21 protein-coding genes are annotated in these 19206 nt (G+C 67.3%); 10 read left to right on the top strand and 11 right to left on the bottom strand.

The genetic code is table 11. The annotated features are described in order from the left end of the window. The first annotated feature begins 43 nt into the window (after nt 1–43). From BLS34_RS06880 to BLS34_RS06890, 3 genes are read left to right on the top strand one after another with little or no spacing between them, the layout of a single operon-like run. Entirely contained in the window at nt 44–3160 is a 3117-nt protein-coding gene (locus BLS34_RS06880; RefSeq protein ID WP_093149132.1) for an efflux RND transporter permease subunit, read from the top strand. 50 nt (nt 3161–3210) lie between these two features. Then, the gene (locus BLS34_RS06885; protein ID WP_139189126.1) at nt 3211–3636 is read left to right on the top strand and encodes a hypothetical protein; all 426 of its coding nucleotides are present in this window, start codon (nt 3211–3213) and stop codon (nt 3634–3636) included. Nucleotides 3637–3694: 58 nt separating this feature from the next. Continuing rightward, nucleotides 3695–4486: a bestrophin-like domain gene (locus BLS34_RS06890; RefSeq protein ID WP_028795418.1), complete on the top strand. Its 792-nt coding sequence runs from the start codon at nt 3695–3697 to the stop codon at nt 4484–4486. Nucleotides 4487–4537: 51 nt separating this feature from the next. Here the strand turns inward: BLS34_RS06890 and BLS34_RS06895 are convergent, their stop codons facing one another. Continuing rightward, nucleotides 4538–5131 (bottom strand): hypothetical protein, encoded by a 594-nt coding sequence (locus BLS34_RS06895; protein ID WP_093149136.1) that lies wholly within the window; start codon nt 5129–5131, stop codon nt 4538–4540. Nucleotides 5132–5258: 127 nt separating this feature from the next. On the opposite strand from BLS34_RS06895, the gene BLS34_RS06900 reads away from it, so the two are divergent. Next, nucleotides 5259–5909, top strand: coding sequence for a nucleotide-binding protein (locus tag BLS34_RS06900; RefSeq protein WP_028795416.1), 651 nt, complete (start codon nt 5259–5261; stop codon nt 5907–5909). Nucleotides 5910–5990: 81 nt separating this feature from the next. Here BLS34_RS06900 and BLS34_RS06905 read toward each other — a convergent pair whose 3' ends face one another. The 5 genes from BLS34_RS06905 to BLS34_RS06925 all read right to left on the bottom strand — a co-directional run bounded on the left by BLS34_RS06905 (nt 5991) and on the right by BLS34_RS06925 (nt 10622). Continuing rightward, the gene (locus BLS34_RS06905; RefSeq protein WP_093149138.1) at nt 5991–6803 is read right to left on the bottom strand and encodes a COG4223 family protein; all 813 of its coding nucleotides are present in this window, start codon (nt 6801–6803) and stop codon (nt 5991–5993) included. A gap of 523 nt (nt 6804–7326) precedes the next feature. Then, nucleotides 7327–7941, bottom strand: coding sequence for a hypothetical protein (locus BLS34_RS06910; RefSeq protein ID WP_139189128.1), 615 nt, complete (start codon nt 7939–7941; stop codon nt 7327–7329). 19 nt (nt 7942–7960) lie between these two features. Beyond that, nucleotides 7961–9496, bottom strand: coding sequence for a hypothetical protein (locus BLS34_RS06915; protein WP_038015161.1), 1536 nt, complete (start codon nt 9494–9496; stop codon nt 7961–7963). A gap of 57 nt (nt 9497–9553) precedes the next feature. Beyond that, nucleotides 9554–9961, bottom strand: coding sequence for a hypothetical protein (locus tag BLS34_RS06920; protein WP_028795413.1), 408 nt, complete (start codon nt 9959–9961; stop codon nt 9554–9556). Between the two features lie 247 nt (nt 9962–10208). Further along, complete coding sequence (locus tag BLS34_RS06925; RefSeq protein WP_139189130.1) at nt 10209–10622, bottom strand: hypothetical protein; 414 nt, start codon at nt 10620–10622, stop codon at nt 10209–10211. 183 nt (nt 10623–10805) lie between these two features. Between BLS34_RS06925 and BLS34_RS06930 the strand changes: the two genes are divergently transcribed. Both BLS34_RS06930 and BLS34_RS06935 read left to right on the top strand, forming a co-directional pair. Continuing rightward, on the top strand, nt 10806–11780 hold the full coding sequence (locus tag BLS34_RS06930; RefSeq protein ID WP_139189132.1) for a hypothetical protein: 975 nt from the start codon (nt 10806–10808) through the stop codon (nt 11778–11780). Nucleotides 11781–11890: 110 nt separating this feature from the next. Continuing rightward, nucleotides 11891–12316 carry a DUF6524 family protein gene (locus BLS34_RS06935; RefSeq protein ID WP_028795410.1) on the top strand — a complete coding sequence of 142 codons (426 nt, stop codon included), beginning with the start codon at nt 11891–11893 and terminating at the stop codon, nt 12314–12316. 55 nt (nt 12317–12371) lie between these two features. Here BLS34_RS06935 and BLS34_RS06940 read toward each other — a convergent pair whose 3' ends face one another. The 4 genes from BLS34_RS06940 to BLS34_RS06955 all read right to left on the bottom strand — a co-directional run bounded on the left by BLS34_RS06940 (nt 12372) and on the right by BLS34_RS06955 (nt 16509). Next, the gene (locus BLS34_RS06940) at nt 12372–13277 is read right to left on the bottom strand and encodes a nuclear transport factor 2 family protein (protein ID WP_028795409.1); all 906 of its coding nucleotides are present in this window, start codon (nt 13275–13277) and stop codon (nt 12372–12374) included. Nucleotides 13278–13370: 93 nt separating this feature from the next. Then, nucleotides 13371–14954, bottom strand: coding sequence for an ATP-binding cassette domain-containing protein (locus BLS34_RS06945; RefSeq protein ID WP_093149142.1), 1584 nt, complete (start codon nt 14952–14954; stop codon nt 13371–13373). Then, the gene (locus BLS34_RS06950; RefSeq protein WP_028795407.1) at nt 14951–16063 is read right to left on the bottom strand and encodes a hypothetical protein; all 1113 of its coding nucleotides are present in this window, start codon (nt 16061–16063) and stop codon (nt 14951–14953) included. Before BLS34_RS06950 ends, BLS34_RS06945 begins: the two co-directional genes overlap by 4 nt. 17 nt (nt 16064–16080) lie before the next feature. Then, complete coding sequence (locus tag BLS34_RS06955; protein WP_028795406.1) at nt 16081–16509, bottom strand: hypothetical protein; 429 nt, start codon at nt 16507–16509, stop codon at nt 16081–16083. Nucleotides 16510–16656: 147 nt separating this feature from the next. On the opposite strand from BLS34_RS06955, the gene BLS34_RS06960 reads away from it, so the two are divergent. The 4 genes from BLS34_RS06960 (at nt 16657) to BLS34_RS06975 (ending at nt 18096) form a co-directional block, all read left to right on the top strand. After that, on the top strand, nt 16657–16893 hold the full coding sequence (locus BLS34_RS06960) for a hypothetical protein (RefSeq protein WP_093149143.1): 237 nt from the start codon (nt 16657–16659) through the stop codon (nt 16891–16893). A gap of 24 nt (nt 16894–16917) precedes the next feature. Beyond that, a complete protein-coding gene (locus BLS34_RS06965) occupies nt 16918–17160 on the top strand; it encodes a hypothetical protein (protein WP_028795404.1) in 243 nt (80 codons plus the stop codon). A 62-nt stretch (nt 17161–17222) separates the two neighbouring features. Continuing rightward, nucleotides 17223–17633, top strand: coding sequence for a hypothetical protein (locus BLS34_RS06970; RefSeq protein ID WP_028795403.1), 411 nt, complete (start codon nt 17223–17225; stop codon nt 17631–17633). An 82-nt stretch (nt 17634–17715) separates the two neighbouring features. Further along, entirely contained in the window at nt 17716–18096 is a 381-nt protein-coding gene (locus BLS34_RS06975; RefSeq protein ID WP_028795402.1) for a hypothetical protein, read from the top strand. Between the two features lie 42 nt (nt 18097–18138). Here BLS34_RS06975 and BLS34_RS06980 read toward each other — a convergent pair whose 3' ends face one another. Continuing rightward, on the bottom strand, nt 18139–19011 hold the full coding sequence (locus tag BLS34_RS06980) for a DEAD/DEAH box helicase family protein (RefSeq protein ID WP_093149146.1): 873 nt from the start codon (nt 19009–19011) through the stop codon (nt 18139–18141). Nucleotides 19012–19206 lie beyond the last annotated feature (195 nt).

Here is a 19206-nt window from a genome sequence, read left to right on the forward strand (position 1 = left end):
CGGCCTCTCCATCCCGCCTACCTGACTGTAGAGAGCCGGCTCCATGTTCGCTCAACTCGTCCAGCAAAGCCTACGGAACCGGCTTTTCGTCCTGGTGATCGCACTCGCGATGGTCGGCTACGGCCTGCTGTCGCTGAGCCGTATGCCGGTCGACGTCTATCCCGACCTGACGCGCCCGATGGTCACCATCATCTCCGAGGTCCCCGGCCTGTCGGCCGAGGAGGTGGAGGCGCTGGTCACCTACCCGATCGAGAGCGGCATGGCCGGCCTGCCGGGGCTGGCACGGGTGCGCAGCGTCTCCGGGCGCAGCATCTCCATGGTCTATCTCGAGTTCGGCTGGGACACCGACGTGCTGGTCGACCGCCAGTTCGTGGTCGAGCGCCTGGAGCAGATCTCCGAAACGCTGCCGCATGGCGTGGTGCCGTTCATGACGCCGATGTCCTCGGTCATGGGCGAGATCATGCTGCTGGCCTTCACCAGCGACGGCGAGACCTCCGCCATGGAGCTGCGGGAGATGGTGGACTGGGTGGTCCGCCCGCGCCTGATGGCGGAGCCGGGGGTGGCCCAGGTGATCCCGATCGGCGGCGAGGTCCGGCAGTTCCGCGTTACGCCCGATCCGGCCCGGATGATGGCGGTGAACGTGACCATCGACGAGTTGTCGGACGCGATGCGCAGCTTCGGCACCAATACCGGCGGCGGTTTCGTCGAGCAGTCCGACCGCGAATACGTGATCCGCAACCTGGGCTCCGGCAGCAAGCTGGAGGATCTGAGGCGGGTCCGCGTCGCCGAGCGGGACGGCATCTCGATTCCGCTCGAGCAGGTCGCCGATGTCGATTTCGTCGCCCGACCGAAGCGCGGCGACGCCGGATACGGCGGCTCGGCCGCGGTCATCACCTCCGTCATGAAGCAGCCGGGCATCGACACGCTCGACCTGGTGGACCGGGTGAAGACCGCTCTCGACGGGCTGAGCGCCGGCTTCCCGGCCGATGTCCAGGTGCATTCGCCGCTCTACAACCAGGCGGATTTCATCGAGATCTCGATCGACAACGTGAAGCGCGTGCTGATCGAGGCGTCGATCGTCGTCGCGATCGTGTTGGCGGTGTTCCTGGTCAATGCCCGCACCACGATCATCTCGCTGACCGCCATTCCGATCTCGGCCCTGTCGGCCATTCTGGTGCTGCACGCCTTCGGCCTGTCGATCAACACCATGACGCTGGGCGGTCTCGCCATCGCCATTGGCGAGCTGGTCGACGACGCGGTGGTCGGCGTGGAGAACGTGTTCAGGCGATTGCGGCAGAACGCGGCCCTGCCGACGCCGCGGCCGGCGCTCGAAGTCATCGCCAACGCCTCCATCGAGGTGCGCTCCGGCATCCTGATCGCCACCATCATCATCATCGTCGTGCTGGTGCCGCTCTACGCCCTGTCCGGGATCGAGGGGCGGATGTTCACGCCCTTCGCCACCGCCTACATCATCGCCATCCTGGCGAGCCTGCTGACGGCGACCACGATCACCCCGGTGCTCTGCTACTACCTGCTGCCGAATTCGAAGCTCATGCAGGCCGGCGACGGCGCGGTGCTGTCGAAGCTGAAGCAGTGGAACCGGTCGATCGTGCGCTGGGCGCTGGCCCGCTGCTGGACCCTGGTGGCCGGCGTCGCCGCCGTGGCACTGCTGAGCGGCCTGTCGGCGCTGGCCCTGCCGCGCATCTTCATGCCGACGGCGAACGAGGGCTCGCTGGTCGTGCTGGTGCAGGCGCCGTCCGGCACCTCGCTGGAGGCCTCCAACCGGATCGGCGGCGTGATCGAGCACCTGCTGCTGCAGGTCCCCGATGTGCTTGCGGTCGGCCGGCGCACCGGTCGGGGCGAGCTCGACGAGCATGCCGAGAACGTCAACGTGAGCGAGTTCAACGTGCGCCTCGCGGTCGGCAGCCGACCCGGCGAGGAGGTGTCGGCCGACATCCGCCGGAAGCTCGCGCCGTTCCCGGTCCGGGTGTTCATGGACCAGCCGATCTCGCACCGGATCGACAACATGATCTCCGGGGTGCGGGCCAAGATCGCGCTAAAGATCTTCGGCGACGATCTGGACGTGCTGCGCAATCTGGCGGAGGGCTTCGCCAAGGACATGCGGACCATTCCCGGCATCGGCGACGTGGCGGTCTCCACCCAGTCGCGCCTGCCGGAGATCTCGATCGCGGTGGACCACGAGCGGGCGGCCGCCTACGGCATCGCCCCGTCCCAGGTGCTGGAGACCCTGCAGCACATGGCCCTCGGCTTCACCCCCTCGGAGGTGTTCGAGGGCGAGCGCCGCTTCGATCTGGTGATCCGTATGAAGGACGCGGACCGCGATTCCGAGGGCCTGTCGGCGCTGCTGATCGATACCCCGCGCGGCCATGTACCCCTGTCCACCTTCGCCGACATCATCGAGACCGACGGTCCCGACAACATCGACCGCGAGAACATGCGCCGCCGGATCGTGGTGCGCGCCAACGCGGATGCCGGCGACATGAGCCAGGTGGTCGACGCCATCAACGATCAGGTGAGCGTGGCCGAACTGCCCACGGGCTATTTCGTGAACCTGGACGGCACCTTCCGGGCCGAGGAACACGCCTCGAAATCGATCCTGCTGCTGTCGCTCGCCTCTCTGGCGATGATCTTCGTGGTGCTCTACACCCGCTACCGCCGGACCAGCCTCTGCCTGATCATCATGACCATCATCCCGATGGCGGCGATCGGCGGCATCGCCGGGCTCTGGGTGTTCAACCTGCCCCTGTCCATCGCCGCCATGTTCGGTTTCGTGACCCTGGCCGGCATCACCGCGCGCAACAGCATTCTGAAGATCAGCCACTACATCAACCTGGTGCTGAGCGAGGGCGAGCGCTTCGGCGACGACATGATCGTGCGCGGCAGCGAGGAACGGCTAGCGCCGGTGCTGATGACCAGTCTGTCGGCCGGGCTCGGCCTGGTCCCGCTGCTCTTCGGCTCGGAGATCCCGGGACGCGAGATCCTGCACCCGATCGCGGTGGTCATCTTCAGCGGCCTGATCAGCGCCCTGGTGCTGGACACCCTGCTCACCCCGGTCCTGTTCAAGCTGTTCGGCGAAAAATCGCTCGAGTATCTGCAGGCTCAGAGACTGGAAGGCGGCGGGCTCAAGGAAGCGTATTGAGGCCCCCGGAGAAGAGACGAAACGTCAATCGAATGGAAAGGAACAAGCAGATGCGCATCGTTCGCGATCTTCTCACCGTGGCCCTGATGGCGGGCGGCCTGGCCCTGTCGGCCGTTACCCTGTCGGCACCGGCCCTGGCCCAGCATTCCCACGGCGAACACGAAAAGGGCCCGAACGGCGGGCAGATCTTCGCCGTCGGCCCTTATGATGCCGAGATCGTGGTGCAGGAAGAGGCGCTGATCGTCCGGCTGATCGAACATGGCGGCAAGGACCTCACCGAGGAGGCGACGGGCGGCGACCTGGTGCTGCTGATCGGCGGCAAGCCGACCAAGATCGCCCTGATCATGGAGAACGGTGCGCTTGTCGGCAAGCTCGACGACCACCTTCCGGATGAGGTAGATGCTGTCATCCGGATCAAGACCAAGGACGGTAAGGTCCACGCTGGCAAGGGCGAGCTCGAGCATGAGCACCACTGAGCGGGCGTGAGGTCGGGCGTGCCGGGATGACCGGGGGCGGCCAGGGGGAACGACGGCGATGACATACGATATCGGTCTGCAACTGGCCGGCGTTCCGCTGAGCACCGCGATACCCTTCGCGGTCGCAATCGGCATCCTGCTGTCGATCGTCGGCTCCTGGCTGGTGAACTCGGTGTTCACTCCGTTCGAGCTCGAACCGAACAACTTCATCGGGGGGGCCAAGTTCGGCTTCCTCGGCGAGGTCTACGCGGTGACTCTGGGCCTGGCGATGATCGGCGCCTTCGATCATTTCACCACCGCCCAGACCAATACCCAGCGGGAGGCGGCGACGCTGTCGTCCCTGTCCTGGGCGGCCGACACCTATGACCAGCCTGGGCAGGAGGCGGACCGCGCGGCCATGCGGCGGGCGGTCCAGGAATATGCCCGGGCGGTGGTGGAAAAGGAGTGGCGAGTGATGAGCTACGGCCTCGCCGATCCGGACGTCTCCAACCGCCTCGCGGATATGAACGACGTCTTCATGCGGGTCGAGCCGATGACCGAGGCGCAGGCCTCGCTGCAGCAGAACACCATCGAATGGGTGAATCAGATCAACGAGTACCGCGCACTCCGTCTGACCACGGTGTCGCGGTCGCTGATCGCCCTGGTTTGGGCGGTGCTGGTCAGCGGCACCCTGATGGCGATCGTGTTTCCCTGGTTCTTCGGGACGGTGAACGTGGTGTCGCAGACGGTGATGTCGGCGCTGCTCACGTCCTTCCTCATGCTGCACCTGCTGATGGTGCTGCAGCTCAGTTATCCGTTCATCGGCGACGCGTCGATCAGTCCGACGGCCTTCCTGAACGTCATGCGATAGGCGGGCACGGGGTAGGGGGTATTCGAGGCCGGAGGTAACCGACGCAGGCGCTTATTGCGCGGCGGCCGGGACGAAGGTCCAGGACGCGTCGAGGTCATCGTCGTCCACGGAGATCGTCACCTCGGTCATGCTCAACCCTACCGGCGGCCGGTTCTCCTGCATGTCGGAGGCGTTCAGCAGCAGGCGCACCAGCTCCATCTCCGGTCGGAACGGCGTGTCCTCGACCTCCAGCACGTCGCGCCACAGGGCCAGCCGGCCTTCCTTCTCGATCTTCCGCTCATAGGCGAAGGTGATGCCGTCGACCTGCTTGCCGTCCTTGGTGAAGCTGATCGATGTCAGCCGGAAGCCGGCCCGATCGGCGATGGCGGCGAGACCCGCCGGGTCGTCGTAGGCCATCCCGGCGACGGCGCGCGCTGCACTCTCCCCACGATCGGGAATCTCGATCGCGCCGAGGGTGCTGTCGAACCAGTCTGAGATCGCCGTCTCGATTCCCGAAACCCAGCCCGCGACGGCCTCCAGCGCGGAGCCGACGACCCCTGCGCGGGCGGCCGACGGCTGCGCGACGGCCAGTGCCGCCGCGAGGATCACCACGGAGGCGCCGGTCCGCAGGATTCTGCGGCTGGAAGTGCTCTTGGAAAGGATCATTCGAGAAACCGCCCGTCAGGAAACCAGCGAACTAAAGCGGAAAACGGGCCGCCGGGCAACATCATGGTATCGCTTGTCGGTGCCGTGGTTCATCATTGCGCCATCACTGCACAAGATGTTGTCCGCCATGGCCAGTATTCTCGTTGTCGCCACCAGTAAGGGTGGAACCGGAAAGACAACCATCGGGGCCGCGCTGGCGTCTTACTGGCGTGACCAGGGCAAGGCGGTGGCCATTCTGGACACCGATCCGAACGAAGCCATGGCCCGATGGGCGCGCAAGAGCGCGTCGGGCTTCAAGGGCATCTCCGTGGATGCCAACGCCAACGAGCACGAGATCATCGAGTCGGTCTACGCCCTGGCGGAGAAGGCCGATGTGGTGGTCGTCGATACCGCCGGGTTCGGCAACCAGGCGATGGTCTATGCGGTCGGCGTCGCCGACATGGTGCTGATCCCGGTGATGCCGGACGAGGCCAGCCTGTTCGAGGCGGCGAAGATGAAGCAGGTGATCAGCTCCGCCAGCAAGCTGACCCGACGCGAGATTCCGTTCCATTCGGTGCTGAACCGGGTCAAGCGGATGACCACGGTGGTGCGGCACACCGAGCGCAACCTGGAGCAACTCGGCCTGAACCCGCTGAAGGCGCGGATCGGCGACCGGGTGATTTTCCAGGAGGCGTCCTATCACGGCGCCTCGCCGCTGAGCCTCGCCCCGAAGAACCGGGCGACGCTGGAGATCCGCAACCTCGCCCGCGAGATCGAACCGGTCCTGTTCGCCGAATAAAGCGAAAGGGGACCGGCAGTGCCGATCCCCTAATCTGTGTCCGCGACGGTCTGCGGCGGCCCTCTTACTTCCGAGCGCCGGTTACTTCCGGGTGCTGGCCACCGTCTCAATCATGAACAGCTCCAGATCTTCGGTCGCCGTCTGCGCCTTCTGCTGGGTCTCGACCTGCTCGATCCAGTCCGCGGTCATCGCCTTCAGGGTCTCCGGCAGGGTCTGCAGCTCCAGGATGACCGCGTCGAAATCGCCGTCCTCGGCCGCGTCCTCCGCCCGCGCCATGATGGCGAGCGGCGAGGTTCCCTCCGGCGGGGTGGCGCCGTCGAGACGCCAGCGCAGGCGGGTGGTGGCCGCGGTCAGGTTGGCCATGGTCTCCGACACCCGCTTGGCCAGGTCGCCCTCGGACTCGACGGTCTGATAGGACGCGATCACGGCATGGGAAATGTCCCCGAAGCCGGCCTGCAGCTCGCGGGTCGTCGGGACGCCGGCCGGGGCGAGCGGCTCCAGCGCATACACCGAGGCCACCGCGTCGTTCTCGCCGACGATCGCGCGGAACAGGGCGAGCTCCTCCTCAAACGGATCGCCCGACCCGATCGCGTCGTTCAGGTCGGTGGCCGCGATCATGATCGACGGCACCTTCACCGCCGCGATCGATGCCTGCATGGCATCCTGCTCGACGCCGAGCGCCTGGATGTTCGCCTCCAGACCGGCCACGGCGGTCAGCAGATCGGTTTGCTGCACCTTGATGGCATTGAGGTCTTCAGCGGTCACCGCCGGTTCCGCCGACCGGTCGTTGAGCACGGGGATCAGGATGGCGATGACGATGGCGGCGATGCTGAGAATGATCGGCAGGCTGACCAGCCCGGAACCGCCGGACGCGCTCGGCTGCGGCGCCGGCACACGGGTATATCCGCCCCCGGATCCCGATCCGCCCGACCCCGAACCACCGGAGCCGGACCCCGATCCGCCGGACGGCGTGGCGCCGGTGGTTGAAGAGGATGTGGTCGACGAAGCTGCGGTCGACGAGGCGGCCGCCGTTGTTGCCGGGGCGGCTGCTGCCGGGGGGGCCGCCGCCGGAGCCGCAGCAGTCGGCGATGCCGCCGGTGTAGCCGGAGCGGCTGCCGGTTTGCTCGCCGGTTCAGCCTTGGTCGCTGCCGCACTGGTGGCCGAGGCTGCGGCCTTCGCGCCCGGCGCCTTGGCGGCCGTGGAACGGGTGGCGGTCGATTTGCCGCGTGGTTTCGACGGCGTCCGTGTCCCGGTCGATGCGGTCTTGCGCTTCGTCGTCTTGGCAGTGCTGCCGGTGTCCTCGTCGGTCACGGTCATGTCCCCGTCTTGCGTGAGCCAGCCTTTGGGCAAAGCATACTACAGTGGATTTGAAATGTATCGGCCGCAGCGGCCCTGGCAGGTCGAAAGATGCCGAACATCAATGTCCCGCCGGCCGTTGCACATAACGGTAATACTGCAGGATCATCAGGGCGAGCAGCGCGGTCCAAAAGTTGAAGGTGCACAGCGTGTAGGCCAGCAGCATGATCACGTACATGGCCAATGCCTGCATCAGGAGTATTTCGTACATCATGGCGAAGACGCCGATCAGAAACTCCTCGCCGCGCAGCATGACCAGCGTGGCGATCGCCGACGCCAAGAGGGCGGCGCTCACGGCCACCCCGTAGATCATCCACGACCCGGAGAGGTCCTGGCTGCTCAGCATGCTCCAGAGAGCGTCGTAGCGGTACAGGCCGGGATTGGCGATGTCGGTGAGGAACCGGCGCCACGTCACGTCCCAGGCCCCGCCATCGGCGACGATCGCGTTGATGTCGAAGGAGGGGCGCTCGGGGCTGGCGGCGATCACGCCGATCCCCAGGAGAAGGCCGGTGGTCATCGCCAGCTTGGAGAGCAGCGGAATGCGGTGGAAGAAGACCAGGGGGCGGACATGCCAGATCAGGTTTGCCACCACGTAGCCGACCAGCGGCAGGGCCACCAGAACGATCCCTCCGACGAGCCGGGCACCGAGGGTCGATAATAGTTCCGCTGGTTCCACCGGGGGCTCGAGGCCGGCCCTATTGGACCTTGCTCGCCCCCGGGTTGGCCGGCTGCACCGCCGAGCGGGCATAGACGACCGTCTCGAGCTGCCGCACCGCGCTGGTTGCCTCCAGCCGCTCGACCACGGCGTTCAGCCAGTCGGCCAGGGCGGCGGAGCGCAGCTCCGACTGCAGGGCCGCACCCTCGCGGATGACCAGTTCGAGATCGTCGCGGTCGAGAGCGTCGTCCATTGTGGCGATCGCCGACACCAGACCGCCGCCGCGGCGCGCTTCCGGCACGGTCGAGGAGCCGACAAGCATGTTGAACCAACTGCCGACCCGCTCCGACCAGGATTCCACCTTGGCGACGAGGGTCCCCATGTTGTTGAAGATCAGCCGCAGGTCCCGGCGCAGTTGGGGGATCGAGGCGATGCCGTCCTGGGCGCTCGCGGCCAGGGTGGTCAGCGAGTCCTGAATGCCGGGCGCCCCGTTCAGCACCCGCTGGGCGAAGGCCAGTTCCGGGGTGAAGGACTCCGCCCGGATGACCGCGTCGCGCAGCTGGATGACCGCCAGGATCGGCATGTTCTCGTTCTTGAAGGTCGCCACGGTCTGGGCGACCTGGTCGTTCAGGTCGAGCAGCCCGTTGAAGTCGGTGACCAGGGTGCCGAGGCGGCCCTCGATCTCCTCGAGCCGGCCGGTCAACTCGGCGCTCGCGGCGGCCTGGTCGTCGGTACGTCCTTCGGCGGCCGCCATGCGGTCGGTCAGCACGCCGAGATCGGCGCGGGTGGCGGCGACCTCCTCCTGAACGGCGGCGATCGCGCCCCGGACCTCGGCGGCGGAGTCTTCAAGCTCCGCGCGCAGGGTGTCGGTCACGCCGGTCATGTCGGTGTCCAGGTCGGCGATCTGCCCCGCCTGGGTATCGGTCGTCTGCGCCAGGGTACCGACCTGCGCGGACAGCGCGTCGAGCTTCTCGGCGAGGTCGTCGCGGAACATCAGCGCGCGGGCGTCGTCGCCGGACACGCCCTGGGTCGCGCCGACCCGCTCCAACGCCTCGTTCAGCCGCGCGATGCGCTGGTCGAGACCGGCATAGGTCACCTCCAGACGCTGGGTGTCGTAGCCGGACAGGATGTCGATGGTGTCGTCGTTCAGATACGGCTTGCCGTACTCGGTCAGCAGCGCATGGATCTCGCCACGGTAGCTCGGCGCACCGATGGCGGCGACGGCGGCGGCCAGGGCGATCAGCGCGAACAGGAACGTCAGGAAGGCGGCCGACCAGCTTCCGCGCCTCTTCGGGGCCGGGGAGGCGGAGCCGGACGTGCCCGACCCCGATGGGCCCGACCCTGACGTGCCCGATCCCGAGGTCCCGCTGCGGGCGGACGCTGAGGCGGAGAGCGACGGGGAGGATCCGGTGTTCTGGTCAGTCTTCTGGGAGGACGGCGCATCTTTGCCGGTGGACGACGCGGTCGACGTCTCGCTCGACCCGGTGCCGTCGGCCGTCCGGCTGCCCGGGTACTGGTTCGCCAGCTTCGCGAGGTCTTCGGGGTCCACGTTGGGCAGCCGTGGTCGGTTCGCCATTCTCGTATCCTCGGGCTTGTATCCTCGGCGCGTGGGCTGTCCTCAGACCCGGCGTGCCTACGCGATCTGTTCCGGTATGGAGTTGAACCAGCGCCGCGACCGGATGAGCCATCCATGCCGCTTGGCGGTAATGCCTTCCTCCAGCATCAGCGACTTCACCCGGCGCTTCGCCTCCTCCTCGGAGACCCGCTGGCGGGACTTGGCCCGATACATCTCCACGGCCTGGCGGAAATCCTGGCGCGACAGCCTGCGCTGCCGGTTCCGGCTCGCCTGGACGTTGAGGAACTCGCGGGTTCCCTCGTCGGCTACCCGCTGAAGCACCAGCTTCTGATCGTTCACGGTCGCCAGCATGGCGCCGTTCGCCTCGTCGAGGGACAGGTTGAAGCGCGTCATGCCGTCCTGAAGCAATCGGCGTTCCTCCTCGGCCCGGATGAAACCGCCGTTCATCCCCTCGATACGGACCATGTCGGCAAATCGCCGCCGTGACTCTGGATCTGACACCATCGACCTACGCTGCCTGTTCAGCAATTCCTTGAAATCCGGCGCATTTTATCAACGGTAATGGCCATTGGCGCAATCAGAATAAGATTCCGCCAGCGACTCTCCGGAACGGCCGCCGCTACGGGAAAACCCGAGCGTCGCCTCAGTTCCGGCGACCGCGCATGCCCCGGCGCCCAGGCCCTCATCGGCCGGGGCGCCCGCCGGACCCCGATTACAGCGGGTTCTCCAGAAGCGGGCCCTGCTGGGTGACCAGCCAGTGGGCGCCGACACCGCCGACCACCGCACCGGCCAACGTGGCCATGCCACCGCCGCCCAGCATATCGACAACCAGTGCCACGCCGACCGAGCCGATCGCGATCGCGGCCAGGTCGTTGGTGGTCAGAACCACGGTCTTCGACCCGGTGCCGATCTGCAGCGCGGTCTCGCGGGCCGCTTCAACCATGTCGTTCATGCTCGATTGCATGCGCTCGACCATGGCGTTGAGATTTTCCACCTGCTCCGGTGTGAGGACCGAACCGCCGACCGCTTCGGTGGACGGCGCGGTCGTCGCCTGCTGCGCCGACGCCGCCGAGACCGATCCGATCAGGATTCCGGCTGAAACCAATAAGAAAGCGAACGCTTTCATTTCGAGTACCCCCGTTTTTATAGCCGATACGTGACGTCGAGCTTTCGCGGTGCACATAATGCCCGACGGACCTTCCACCGTCATCCCGTTTATGGGCGCCGATCTTTTGATCTATCGTCACACCATAGCAGAAATCAGTCCGATAGGTTGGATCTTATGTATCGCATTTCTGCGACGCCTTTAATGCACACTCCGTGTCATTTCGTGTGCAGTCTCGGCCTCGCCGCGCTGTTGGCTTGCACGCTGTTTCTCGGGCCTTCCGCCCAGGCGTCAGCGGCCCGTGAGGTCTCGGCCGAGCGGGCGGAACGCTGGGTCCGGCGCGATGCCGTGACACTGCGCCGCACGGCCGAAGCGCTCGTCGCCGCCCGCCTGGGCGAGCCGTACCGGCATGTCGCCGACCGGGTCCCGGAATACAGTGAATGGGTGTATGGCTGGCTCTCCAGCCTCGCGGTCAGCGCGCGGCTGGCCGGTGTCGGCGCCCAGTCGGTGGGCGCTCAGCTCTGGCGCGGCGAACCGGTCGACACCGACGCGATCGTCGGCGACCTGGAGGCCTATGTGGGCGCGGCCTTCGAGGAGCAGGTGATCCGGCCGGAGACCACCGAGCATGAGCTTTTCGAAGCCTGGCAGCAGGCGGTGGATCAACTCGCCCGCGTCGACCGGGGGCTGGCGGCGGAACGCGCGGCCCGGGGCGCGCCGCAGGCTTACGCCCAGCCGTTTCTGGTCGACTGGTATCCGGGGGCGCCCGACCGGCTGACCCGGGGGGCCAAGACGGCGGTGCTGGACGGCACGATCGATCCGGCCCAGGCGGATCTGGTGCTCGGTCGGGCGGTGCGGCCGCTGTCGATCCGGCTGCTCAGCGCGGCGACCCGGCTGGTGATCGTTCCCGTGGTCATTCCCATGGTCGGCGGCGCCGCCGCCGTGACGGCGGCCGACACGGGCGGCTTCCTGGGGGCCTCGCTGTTTTCGGGCGCGATCGCAGCCGGACTCTGGGGGGCGGACTATCTGATCAACTGGGTCGACAGCGCCTGGAACCGGCCCGTCTTCGAGGCCGAGCTGCGGGAGGTGATCGCCGAGCAGCGCGACCGCACGGTCCAGGAGGCCCAGGCCCGGATGGACGCCGCCCTGTGCCGGGTGGCGGCGGTGGCCCCCGCCTGCTGACGCCTCTGCTGATCCCGCGGCTGATCCCTCTGCGGACCGGCTTGCCTGATCCGGCTGGCGTTCGTTAGGATGGCGTTTCTCATCGAAGGCCCAGCGGTGGATCGGATCGCATGGACGGACACTTTATTCTCGGCCCGGGCGGCGTTCTGGCGCGGCTTCTGTATCCGGCCTTCGTGGTGTTCGCCACGTACAACACCAGCGGCTATTCCTATTACCACTGGGTGGTCGACTACCCGGATCAGGACATCATCCTGAAGATCTGCTGCTTCGGTGTGCTGGGCTTCGCCTACTACAACATCACGGAAACCGGGGCGGTCGCCCTGCAGCGTACCGGCCTGCTGCTGGTCACGATCGCCGCCTCGGCCGGTGCCTGGTTCGCCATCGACAAGGATTGGGTGACGATCGACAGCCGCATCGACCTGATCAACGCCATGCAGTTCACCCTGGTGCTGATCATGGGCGCCGGGCTGTGCTACGCCCATATCCACTCTCGGATCGGCGGCGTGAAGATCGTCGAGGAAGGCCGCAACGTCTGATCGGTGACGCCGTCGCGGCCCCGACCCGAGCGCCCGGCCTGACTCGATTCTTCGGTCAGATCTGGTCGGCGCCCGGATAATTTCCGGGAATCCGTGACGAATGGTGCATGCTGATCCGCGCGGGCGAGCCGGTCTGGCGCACCGCGAAGCTGTAGCGTGCCGGGGTGACCACCGGCGCACTGGTCACCGGATCCAGCCAGCTGAAGGTGTACAGCCCGCTCACCAGCGTCGCCCGGTCGGAGGTCAGCCGCTGCAGCTCCTGCTGGAAGCGCACGTTCAGCCCCTCATAGGACGCCAACCGGTCGAAATAGGTACGGATCTGTGCCGGGCCGACCAGCGGCCGCTCCTCCGCCGTCGCCAGCAGCAGGGCGTCGGGCGTGTACAGGGCGATGATCTGCTCGACGTTGCGCGCCTGCAGGGCGGCGGCCCAGTCCCGCAACACGCCGGTCCCGTCGCCGCTGGTCGAGGCCTGCATGGCGTCGGCGGCCGATCCGGACAGGCCGTCGGCGGCCATCGGCGGCGCCGGCAGCCAGGCCCTGGTGCTGGGTGCCGGGTCGGGAATGCCGTCGAACCAACGCGTGTCGCGCCAGATCCAGCCCGAGCGTGCCGGCGTCCAGCCCGACCGGTTGACCAGTTGGCGCACCCGGCGCGCCGCCTCGTTCGGTGTCACCACGTTGCCGGCCCGCGCGGTGAAGAAGTCGGACGCAGCCTTGAAATCCGACCGGGCGATGCGCCCGGCCTCCCTCACCCGGCCGGCCAGGAAGGCGGCCGTCTCGTCGGCCACCTCGCTTTCCAGGATCAGGTCGGACTGCCGCGCGCCGACCAGCAGGGCCGACATGGCGTCGTCCAGGGACAGCCCGAAACGGGTGGTGCCCATGTGCAGCAGCGCGCGCTCCTCTTCCAGCGCAATGAAGCGCCGGCCACTGCGAAAGCTGCCGATATAGTCGAGGAATTGCTGCATCACCCCGGATCCCGTGCCGCGTCGAGCCGCATTAGGGCGTGGGTGGGCGTGAAAATCCAGCAGAGCTTCGCCATTGTTTCCCCCGGCATCCCGTCAGAACGTCGCTTCCAGCCGCGCCGAGACCCGCTTGAACTCGATCAGCGTGAGGATCGACTGCCAGCTCAGCACGAAGGACAGGCCCCAGATCAGCGACTGGGCGATTGCCTTGTTGATGTCCAGCACGTCGTGCTTCGGCCGGTATCCGAAATACAGCGCGATGGCGGAGGCGCCGACGATCGACGGGATGGTCTTGGCCAGGATCCAGTCCCAGCCGATCAGGAACGGCTCTCCCGGCGGCCAGAGCCGCTGGAAGAACTGGTCGCGCCACATGTAGGTGGAGCCGTCGGGGAAGATATGGGCCCAGGTCATCATCGCCACCCAGGCGGTGAGGCTCACGGCGGCCGCCGCCAGGAAGATCGCCGCCACGCCGGACGCCGCCATGATCATCGTGTTGATGTAGATCCGGTGCGGCACGTTCAGGTTCCGCATCGCCTTGATCTGATCGGAATAGACCTTGTGGCCGATGCTCGCGGTGATCAGCGACGAGTTGCGCACGCTGATCAGCACCGCCGCCATCAGCGGCGCCAGCACCCGCAGTTCGCTGAAGGCGAGACCGGCCAGCGCGTCGGAATGGATGATCGGCAGCAGGTAGTCGCGGAACGGCAGGTACATGAAGATGAACCAGGTCGTCACGAAGCCGACGATGGTGCAGCCGAGGCCGACGAAAAGCAGGGCCGAGGGCGAGAAGCAGAGCTCCCAGACGTAGCGCAGGAAATACCGCAGTCCCCAGTGGAACCGCCACCGGGCGGCGGCGTCGGGCAGGGGCCCGCCATCCGCCAGCTCCTGCGGCGCCGCCTCGGATTTGGCCGCGGCTACCGCGAGGGCCGACGGGGGCTGCTCGTTCTCGATCGCCGAGAGCGCCGTCTCGATGGCATCGGTCTCCACGGGCACTTCGACCAGGGCGTGGGCGTTCGAATCCAGCACAAGCGCCCGGTCGGCGACGTCGACCAGGTGTCGGAAGTGGTGGGCGATGATGACCACCGGGATGCCGATCTCGTCGACCAGGGCGCGCAGCATCTCGGCGAGCTGCCGCGAGGACGACACGTCCAGGCCGGAGTTCGGCTCGTCCAGGAACAGGACCGGATGGTTGCCCAGCAGCGTGCGGGCGATGGCGACGCGCTGGCGCTGGCCGCCGCTGGCCGAGGCGACCGGCTGCTTGCGGTCGATATCCTCGATCAGCCGGTCGATCGCCTCGCTCAGGGAGGGGCTGATCGCGTCGCTGTGGTCGCGGGCGATGGCCAGATTGTCGGCGACCGAGAGGTCGTCGAACAGGGCGAAGTTCTGGAACACCACGCCGCCGATCGCCACCCGGTCGGTGGCGAGGTCGTAGATCCGGTCGCCGTAGCTGATCTCGCCGGAGGCCCGCCAGCCTTCCTCGCGCGGGTCGATGGCGCCGGAGAGCATGTTGATCAGCGTCGATTTGCCGGTGCCGCTGGGGCCGGCCAGCAGCACGATCTCGCCGGCATTGAGGGCGAGGTCGACATCGTGCAGCAGCACGCGCCCGGCCGGTTGGGCGATGGAGAGCGACGCGACCGACAGGATCGGGGCGCGGCGCTCGGCGGCGGAGGCAGGGGTCAAGATCCGGCTCTCGTCAGCGGGGTGAAACGGTCCAGTATGCCGGACGGCAGGGGCTCGCCGTTCGGCACGACGACGGCGACCACATGGGGACGGCGCAGGAGAATATAGCGGATGATCCGGACCGCAAGCGCGTCGGGCCGCATCTGCGGGCCACGGCCGACGACGCTGGAGAAGATCGTCGTCGTTGCCGCGGCCGCCTCGCGCTCCAGCACTTGCAGTTCGTTGTGGAAGGCCGGGTCGCGGGAGATATCGTCCAGCAGCGCCTCGGTGCGCGGGTCGTCGGAGACCGCATCGATGAAGGCGTCGGCCAGGAGCACGCTGACCTGCCAGAACCGCCGGTCGCGGCCGAGATTGAGGGCGTGAATCACCATCGCGTCGAAGAATTCGTCGTTGCGCAGCAGGTCGGCCGCGGCGTCGCCCAGCGGCGAGTAGTCGACCTTACCCTCGACCAGCAGGTCGAGCATGTTCTGCCAGGATGGGGTCATCATCTCCAGGGCGGCGGCCCGCAGCCGCGGGATCGCCGCGATCAGCAGGCTGTTGCTGAGCTCGGGTGCGTATTCCCGGCGGTAGATCTCGATCGCCCGGTCGGTCGCCGTGTCGAGGACGGGATCGGCGCGGACCTCGCGGTAGGCGTCGATGACGATCGCCTGGAGCCGCTCCCGGTAGGCTTCGTCGAAGGCCGGATCGCGGACGATGGACACGAACCGGTCGCGCATCGAGCGGGCGACCCGTTCCATGTCCTTGGCGATCTCCATCCGCGACTTGTCCGGCACCAGGGCAAGCAGCGAGCGGGCATTGGTCTCCAGCAGCAGCACCCGGGACTGGCCCACCGGATCGATCTTCACGTCGGGGAACACGGAGACGCGCAGCCGCTCGGGGCTGAGCATCACCACGCGGCCGATGGCGACCGACGAGCCGTCGTCGCGCAGCCGGTAGGCCGGGAAGCCGACGTGGTTGTTGATCTCGCGGGCCCAGTCCGGCCGCTCGAACTCGGCCGTGTTCTCGTTCTGGCCGAAGGGCGTGCCGTGGAAGGCGAGAACCCCGCTGGCGGCGAAGGCCGCCACGATCAGCAGCGAGAACAGATAGGCCGCGGCACGGTAGAGGGTCATGGGGACTGTACGCTGTTCTATGGGAACGAACGGAACGGCCGTCGGTCGTCCAGCACGTCGGCGCTTTCGGCCGGGGGGCGCCGTGCCAGGATCATGGTCTCCAACTGATGGTACAGCGCGTAGAACGGGCGGTTGTCAATAAAGCTGAGCATGTGGACGTTGCCGAGGATGGCGTCGTGCAGGATCGAGCCGGTCAGTTGCGCGCATCCGGCGAAGCGCACGACGAAGAGCGGCGGCAGCAGCATCGAGGCGCTGAGCCCGAGTTCGGTGATCTCGGCCAGCTCGATCCGGCTCTTGCGGATCGGATGCGAGCGGAACACCAGCTCATGGACGTCGCAGATGAACTGGCTGCGGTCGATCGACAGGTAGGTCTCGTAGAGCGTGAGGGTGCTGAACGCGCCGGAACACTGCGCGATGGCCTTCTCGACGACGGCGCTGTGCTCCATGGCGGGCTTCCGAACTGGCATCAGGGGGCGACCGTCGGCGACGGTATAGGACCCCGACAGCGGTTTGCAATCATCGCCGTCTGTTGCCTCAAATGCCCAGGATCGATAGGATCGCCTTCTGGCCTTTTCAAGACCTGCGAGCGTAGTATGGAATTTCTGCTCACGGCGACGACGACGTTCGCAGGAACCCTGCTGGCCCTCGGATTCATCGAGGTGTCCGCGGAGAACCTGGCGATCTGGAACAGCGAACATGTTTCCGGATACTTCTGGAACATCGAGTCGGATCCCGAGGGCAGCGAAGCGGAGCGGCTGGCGTTCGAGATGACCGGCACGCCGCTGGCGCGCACCGATATGGAACTCTGCCGCATCATCGACAGGAATTGAGGGCGCGGTGGAAGGAACGGGATCATGACTTTCGTCGCGACAGTCTCTGGTTTTCTGGCGGCCCAGTTCGTCGCCGCGCTCTACTCGGAACAGTTCGCCGAGTGGTGGATGTACGGCTACGAGCGCGGCTTCTACGCCGAGGTTGCGGCACCCGAGACGGTAACGCCCGGCCAGCTCACGCTGGGCGACAAGGAACTGATCACGAACTACTGCTCGGCCGCGGAGACCGAACACGTGTCGGCGCTGCGGGCGGAACTCGGCGGATGAGGTAGACACCGCCACCCGGCGGGTCCGGGGGACGGCGGACAATCGGGATTGCCATGGGGGGTATGGTGCGACTGGATTTCTTCAAGACGATCGTGGTGGCGCTTGCGGCGGTCTGCCTTATGGCGACGCCGGTGATGGCGCAGCAGGCCGGTTCGGCCACCCTGGATCAGGGTGTGCCGTCGCCGGCCATCGTCCAGTCGCTGGGCGATGCCCGCGACGAGGCCCACACAATCAGCTCGGTATCCGCTGCCCTGCTTGGCGCGGCGGCCGGCGCGCTCGCCCTGAACGTGATCACGGGCGGAGCGGCTCTGACGCCGATCATCGGCCTGCCGGCCTCCAACATCCTCGGCGGAACCTGGATGGCGGCAACCGGCTCGCTGCCGCTGGCCGGCGAGATGGCCGTGCATACCGTCACCGCGGCGACGGTGGCCTTCGGCGGTGCCCTGATGGGCATGTATTTCGTCAGCGAGTGACACCGATGGCGGCCGTTCCGGCCGCAACACGAACAAGACGTTCACGCCTTCCCGGTAAAAGGGACCCACAGGGAGAAATGCTATGACAAAACTGTTCAAGCTCGCGCAAGGCCTGGTGATAGCCCTCGGGCTTGTCTTCGTCGTCGCGACCACCGGCGCCAAGGCCCAGACCGTCCAGCCGATCGTGCCGGAAGCCGCCCAGGCGTCCAGCTTCGACGCCTATCGCGCGGTCGCCATCACCGCCGGCGTGGTCGGCGGTGCGGTCGTCGCGACCATCGTCACCGACGGCCTGATCCTGCCGGTATACGGCACGTTGACCGGCTCGAGCATCGGTGCGCTGGGCCAGGGCAATGCCTTCGCGTTGATTCACACCCAGGGTTACGCGCTGTTCCGCGGCAGCATGCGCCTGCTTGGCGCCGTCAGCGGTGGCCTCTACGCCGACGCCTGGTACACCGGCGAGTAAGACCCGCGATCCCGGCCACGGCCGGGAACAGACCTCCGGCGATCAGCCCGCGTCCATGAGCCGCGCGCTGATCGCCGACACGACATCTGCGACAGGGTTCTCGGCGGTATCGACGATCACGGTACGGCCCGGTGCCCGGTCCTGCAGCACCGCGATCGCCGGTCCCGTGTCGTAGTACCGGGATTCTTCGACCACGATGGCGGCCGCCGAGGCGACGGCCGCCGGATCGGCGCCGGCGTCAGAGAGCAGCCGCGCCAGACGCAGCATCGTCTCCTCCTGCATCAGCGTGCCGACCTCATGCTCGCGAAGCGCCCGCAGGTAGTCCGCCGCCCCGCCCGGATCCTCCGTCATGTCGTTGCCGTCCAGGGACGCGCGGTCGAACGGATCGCCGCGCAGGCTGAGCCGGGCCACCCGAACCTCGGGCGGCGCCTCCAGCACCGCGAAGACGGCATTGGGCAGGCGTGCCGCCGCCGCCGCCTCCGCCGGGCCGCGTACCCCGTCGAACACCAGCCAGCCCCCGGCAAGCCAGCCCTCCGCCGCGTCCCGGTCGACGGTCAGACGCTCCAGGACGTCGCCCATGCCGCCCGGATGCGCATCGCGGAACGCCGCGGTCAGCCGGAACCGCTCGATCCGATCGGTCACCGGGCGGTCGGGATTTCCGGTCATCGCCGGCAGGATGATCCGATCGGTGACGGCGCGGCGGTCCGGCAGCACGGCCCGGACGGCACCGGTCTCGGCGAGCGCGGTCACGGTGGCGGACTTTCCCGAACCGGTGAGGCCGACGAAAATCACCAGCCGTGCCGTCGCCAGGGCCTGTCGCCCGGCGGGCGCCGTGCCCGGGGGGAGCGTGAAATCGACCGCGACATCCTCGGCGCTGAGCCATGTGACCGGATCGGTGGAAATTCGAGGCGGCATGGCCGCTCCCTGATTGATCGGGGCGTCGTCGGACGGATTTTCGGCGGCTCGCGGTCACTTACCCCCGCGACCGCCGAGCCGCGATCGTGGTAGAACGCTCCGTGGAAACCGGCGCAGTGAGTCCGGCGCAACGAATTGCGCGTAGTGAATCACTCTTGGTCCGCCGGTGCAATTGCGCGCGCAGGCAGTTCCGAT

The organism is Thalassobaculum litoreum DSM 18839 (genome assembly GCF_900102465.1).
Lineage (GTDB): Bacteria > Pseudomonadota > Alphaproteobacteria > Thalassobaculales > Thalassobaculaceae > Thalassobaculum > Thalassobaculum litoreum.

What these genes read in the sequence shown, in the direction of transcription:
- BLS34_RS06900 (WP_028795416.1), top strand. Translation starts at nt 5,259, where the DNA reads ATGGCCAGTATTCTCGTTGTCGCCACCAGTAAGGGTGGAACCGGAAAG.
- BLS34_RS06915 (WP_038015161.1), bottom strand. Translation starts at nt 9,496, where the DNA reads ATGGCGAACCGACCACGGCTGCCCAACGTGGACCCCGAAGACCTCGCG.
- BLS34_RS06980 (WP_093149146.1), bottom strand. Translation starts at nt 19,011, where the DNA reads ATGCCGCCTCGAATTTCCACCGATCCGGTCACATGGCTCAGCGCCGAG.
- BLS34_RS06885 (WP_139189126.1), top strand. Translation starts at nt 3,211, where the DNA reads ATGCGCATCGTTCGCGATCTTCTCACCGTGGCCCTGATGGCGGGCGGC.
- BLS34_RS06960 (WP_093149143.1), top strand. Translation starts at nt 16,657, where the DNA reads ATGGAATTTCTGCTCACGGCGACGACGACGTTCGCAGGAACCCTGCTG.
- BLS34_RS06890 (WP_028795418.1), top strand. Translation starts at nt 3,695, where the DNA reads ATGACATACGATATCGGTCTGCAACTGGCCGGCGTTCCGCTGAGCACC.
- BLS34_RS06970 (WP_028795403.1), top strand. Translation starts at nt 17,223, where the DNA reads ATGGTGCGACTGGATTTCTTCAAGACGATCGTGGTGGCGCTTGCGGCG.
- BLS34_RS06950 (WP_028795407.1), bottom strand. Translation starts at nt 16,063, where the DNA reads ATGACCCTCTACCGTGCCGCGGCCTATCTGTTCTCGCTGCTGATCGTG.
- BLS34_RS06935 (WP_028795410.1), top strand. Translation starts at nt 11,891, where the DNA reads ATGGACGGACACTTTATTCTCGGCCCGGGCGGCGTTCTGGCGCGGCTT.
- BLS34_RS06975 (WP_028795402.1), top strand. Translation starts at nt 17,716, where the DNA reads ATGACAAAACTGTTCAAGCTCGCGCAAGGCCTGGTGATAGCCCTCGGG.
- BLS34_RS06895 (WP_093149136.1), bottom strand. Translation starts at nt 5,131, where the DNA reads ATGATCCTTTCCAAGAGCACTTCCAGCCGCAGAATCCTGCGGACCGGC.
- BLS34_RS06940 (WP_028795409.1), bottom strand. Translation starts at nt 13,277, where the DNA reads ATGCAGCAATTCCTCGACTATATCGGCAGCTTTCGCAGTGGCCGGCGC.
- BLS34_RS06920 (WP_028795413.1), bottom strand. Translation starts at nt 9,961, where the DNA reads ATGGTCCGTATCGAGGGGATGAACGGCGGTTTCATCCGGGCCGAGGAG.
- BLS34_RS06955 (WP_028795406.1), bottom strand. Translation starts at nt 16,509, where the DNA reads ATGGAGCACAGCGCCGTCGTCGAGAAGGCCATCGCGCAGTGTTCCGGC.
- BLS34_RS06965 (WP_028795404.1), top strand. Translation starts at nt 16,918, where the DNA reads ATGACTTTCGTCGCGACAGTCTCTGGTTTTCTGGCGGCCCAGTTCGTC.
- BLS34_RS06930 (WP_139189132.1), top strand. Translation starts at nt 10,806, where the DNA reads ATGCACACTCCGTGTCATTTCGTGTGCAGTCTCGGCCTCGCCGCGCTG.
- BLS34_RS06925 (WP_139189130.1), bottom strand. Translation starts at nt 10,622, where the DNA reads ATGAAAGCGTTCGCTTTCTTATTGGTTTCAGCCGGAATCCTGATCGGA.
- BLS34_RS06880 (WP_093149132.1), top strand. Translation starts at nt 44, where the DNA reads ATGTTCGCTCAACTCGTCCAGCAAAGCCTACGGAACCGGCTTTTCGTC.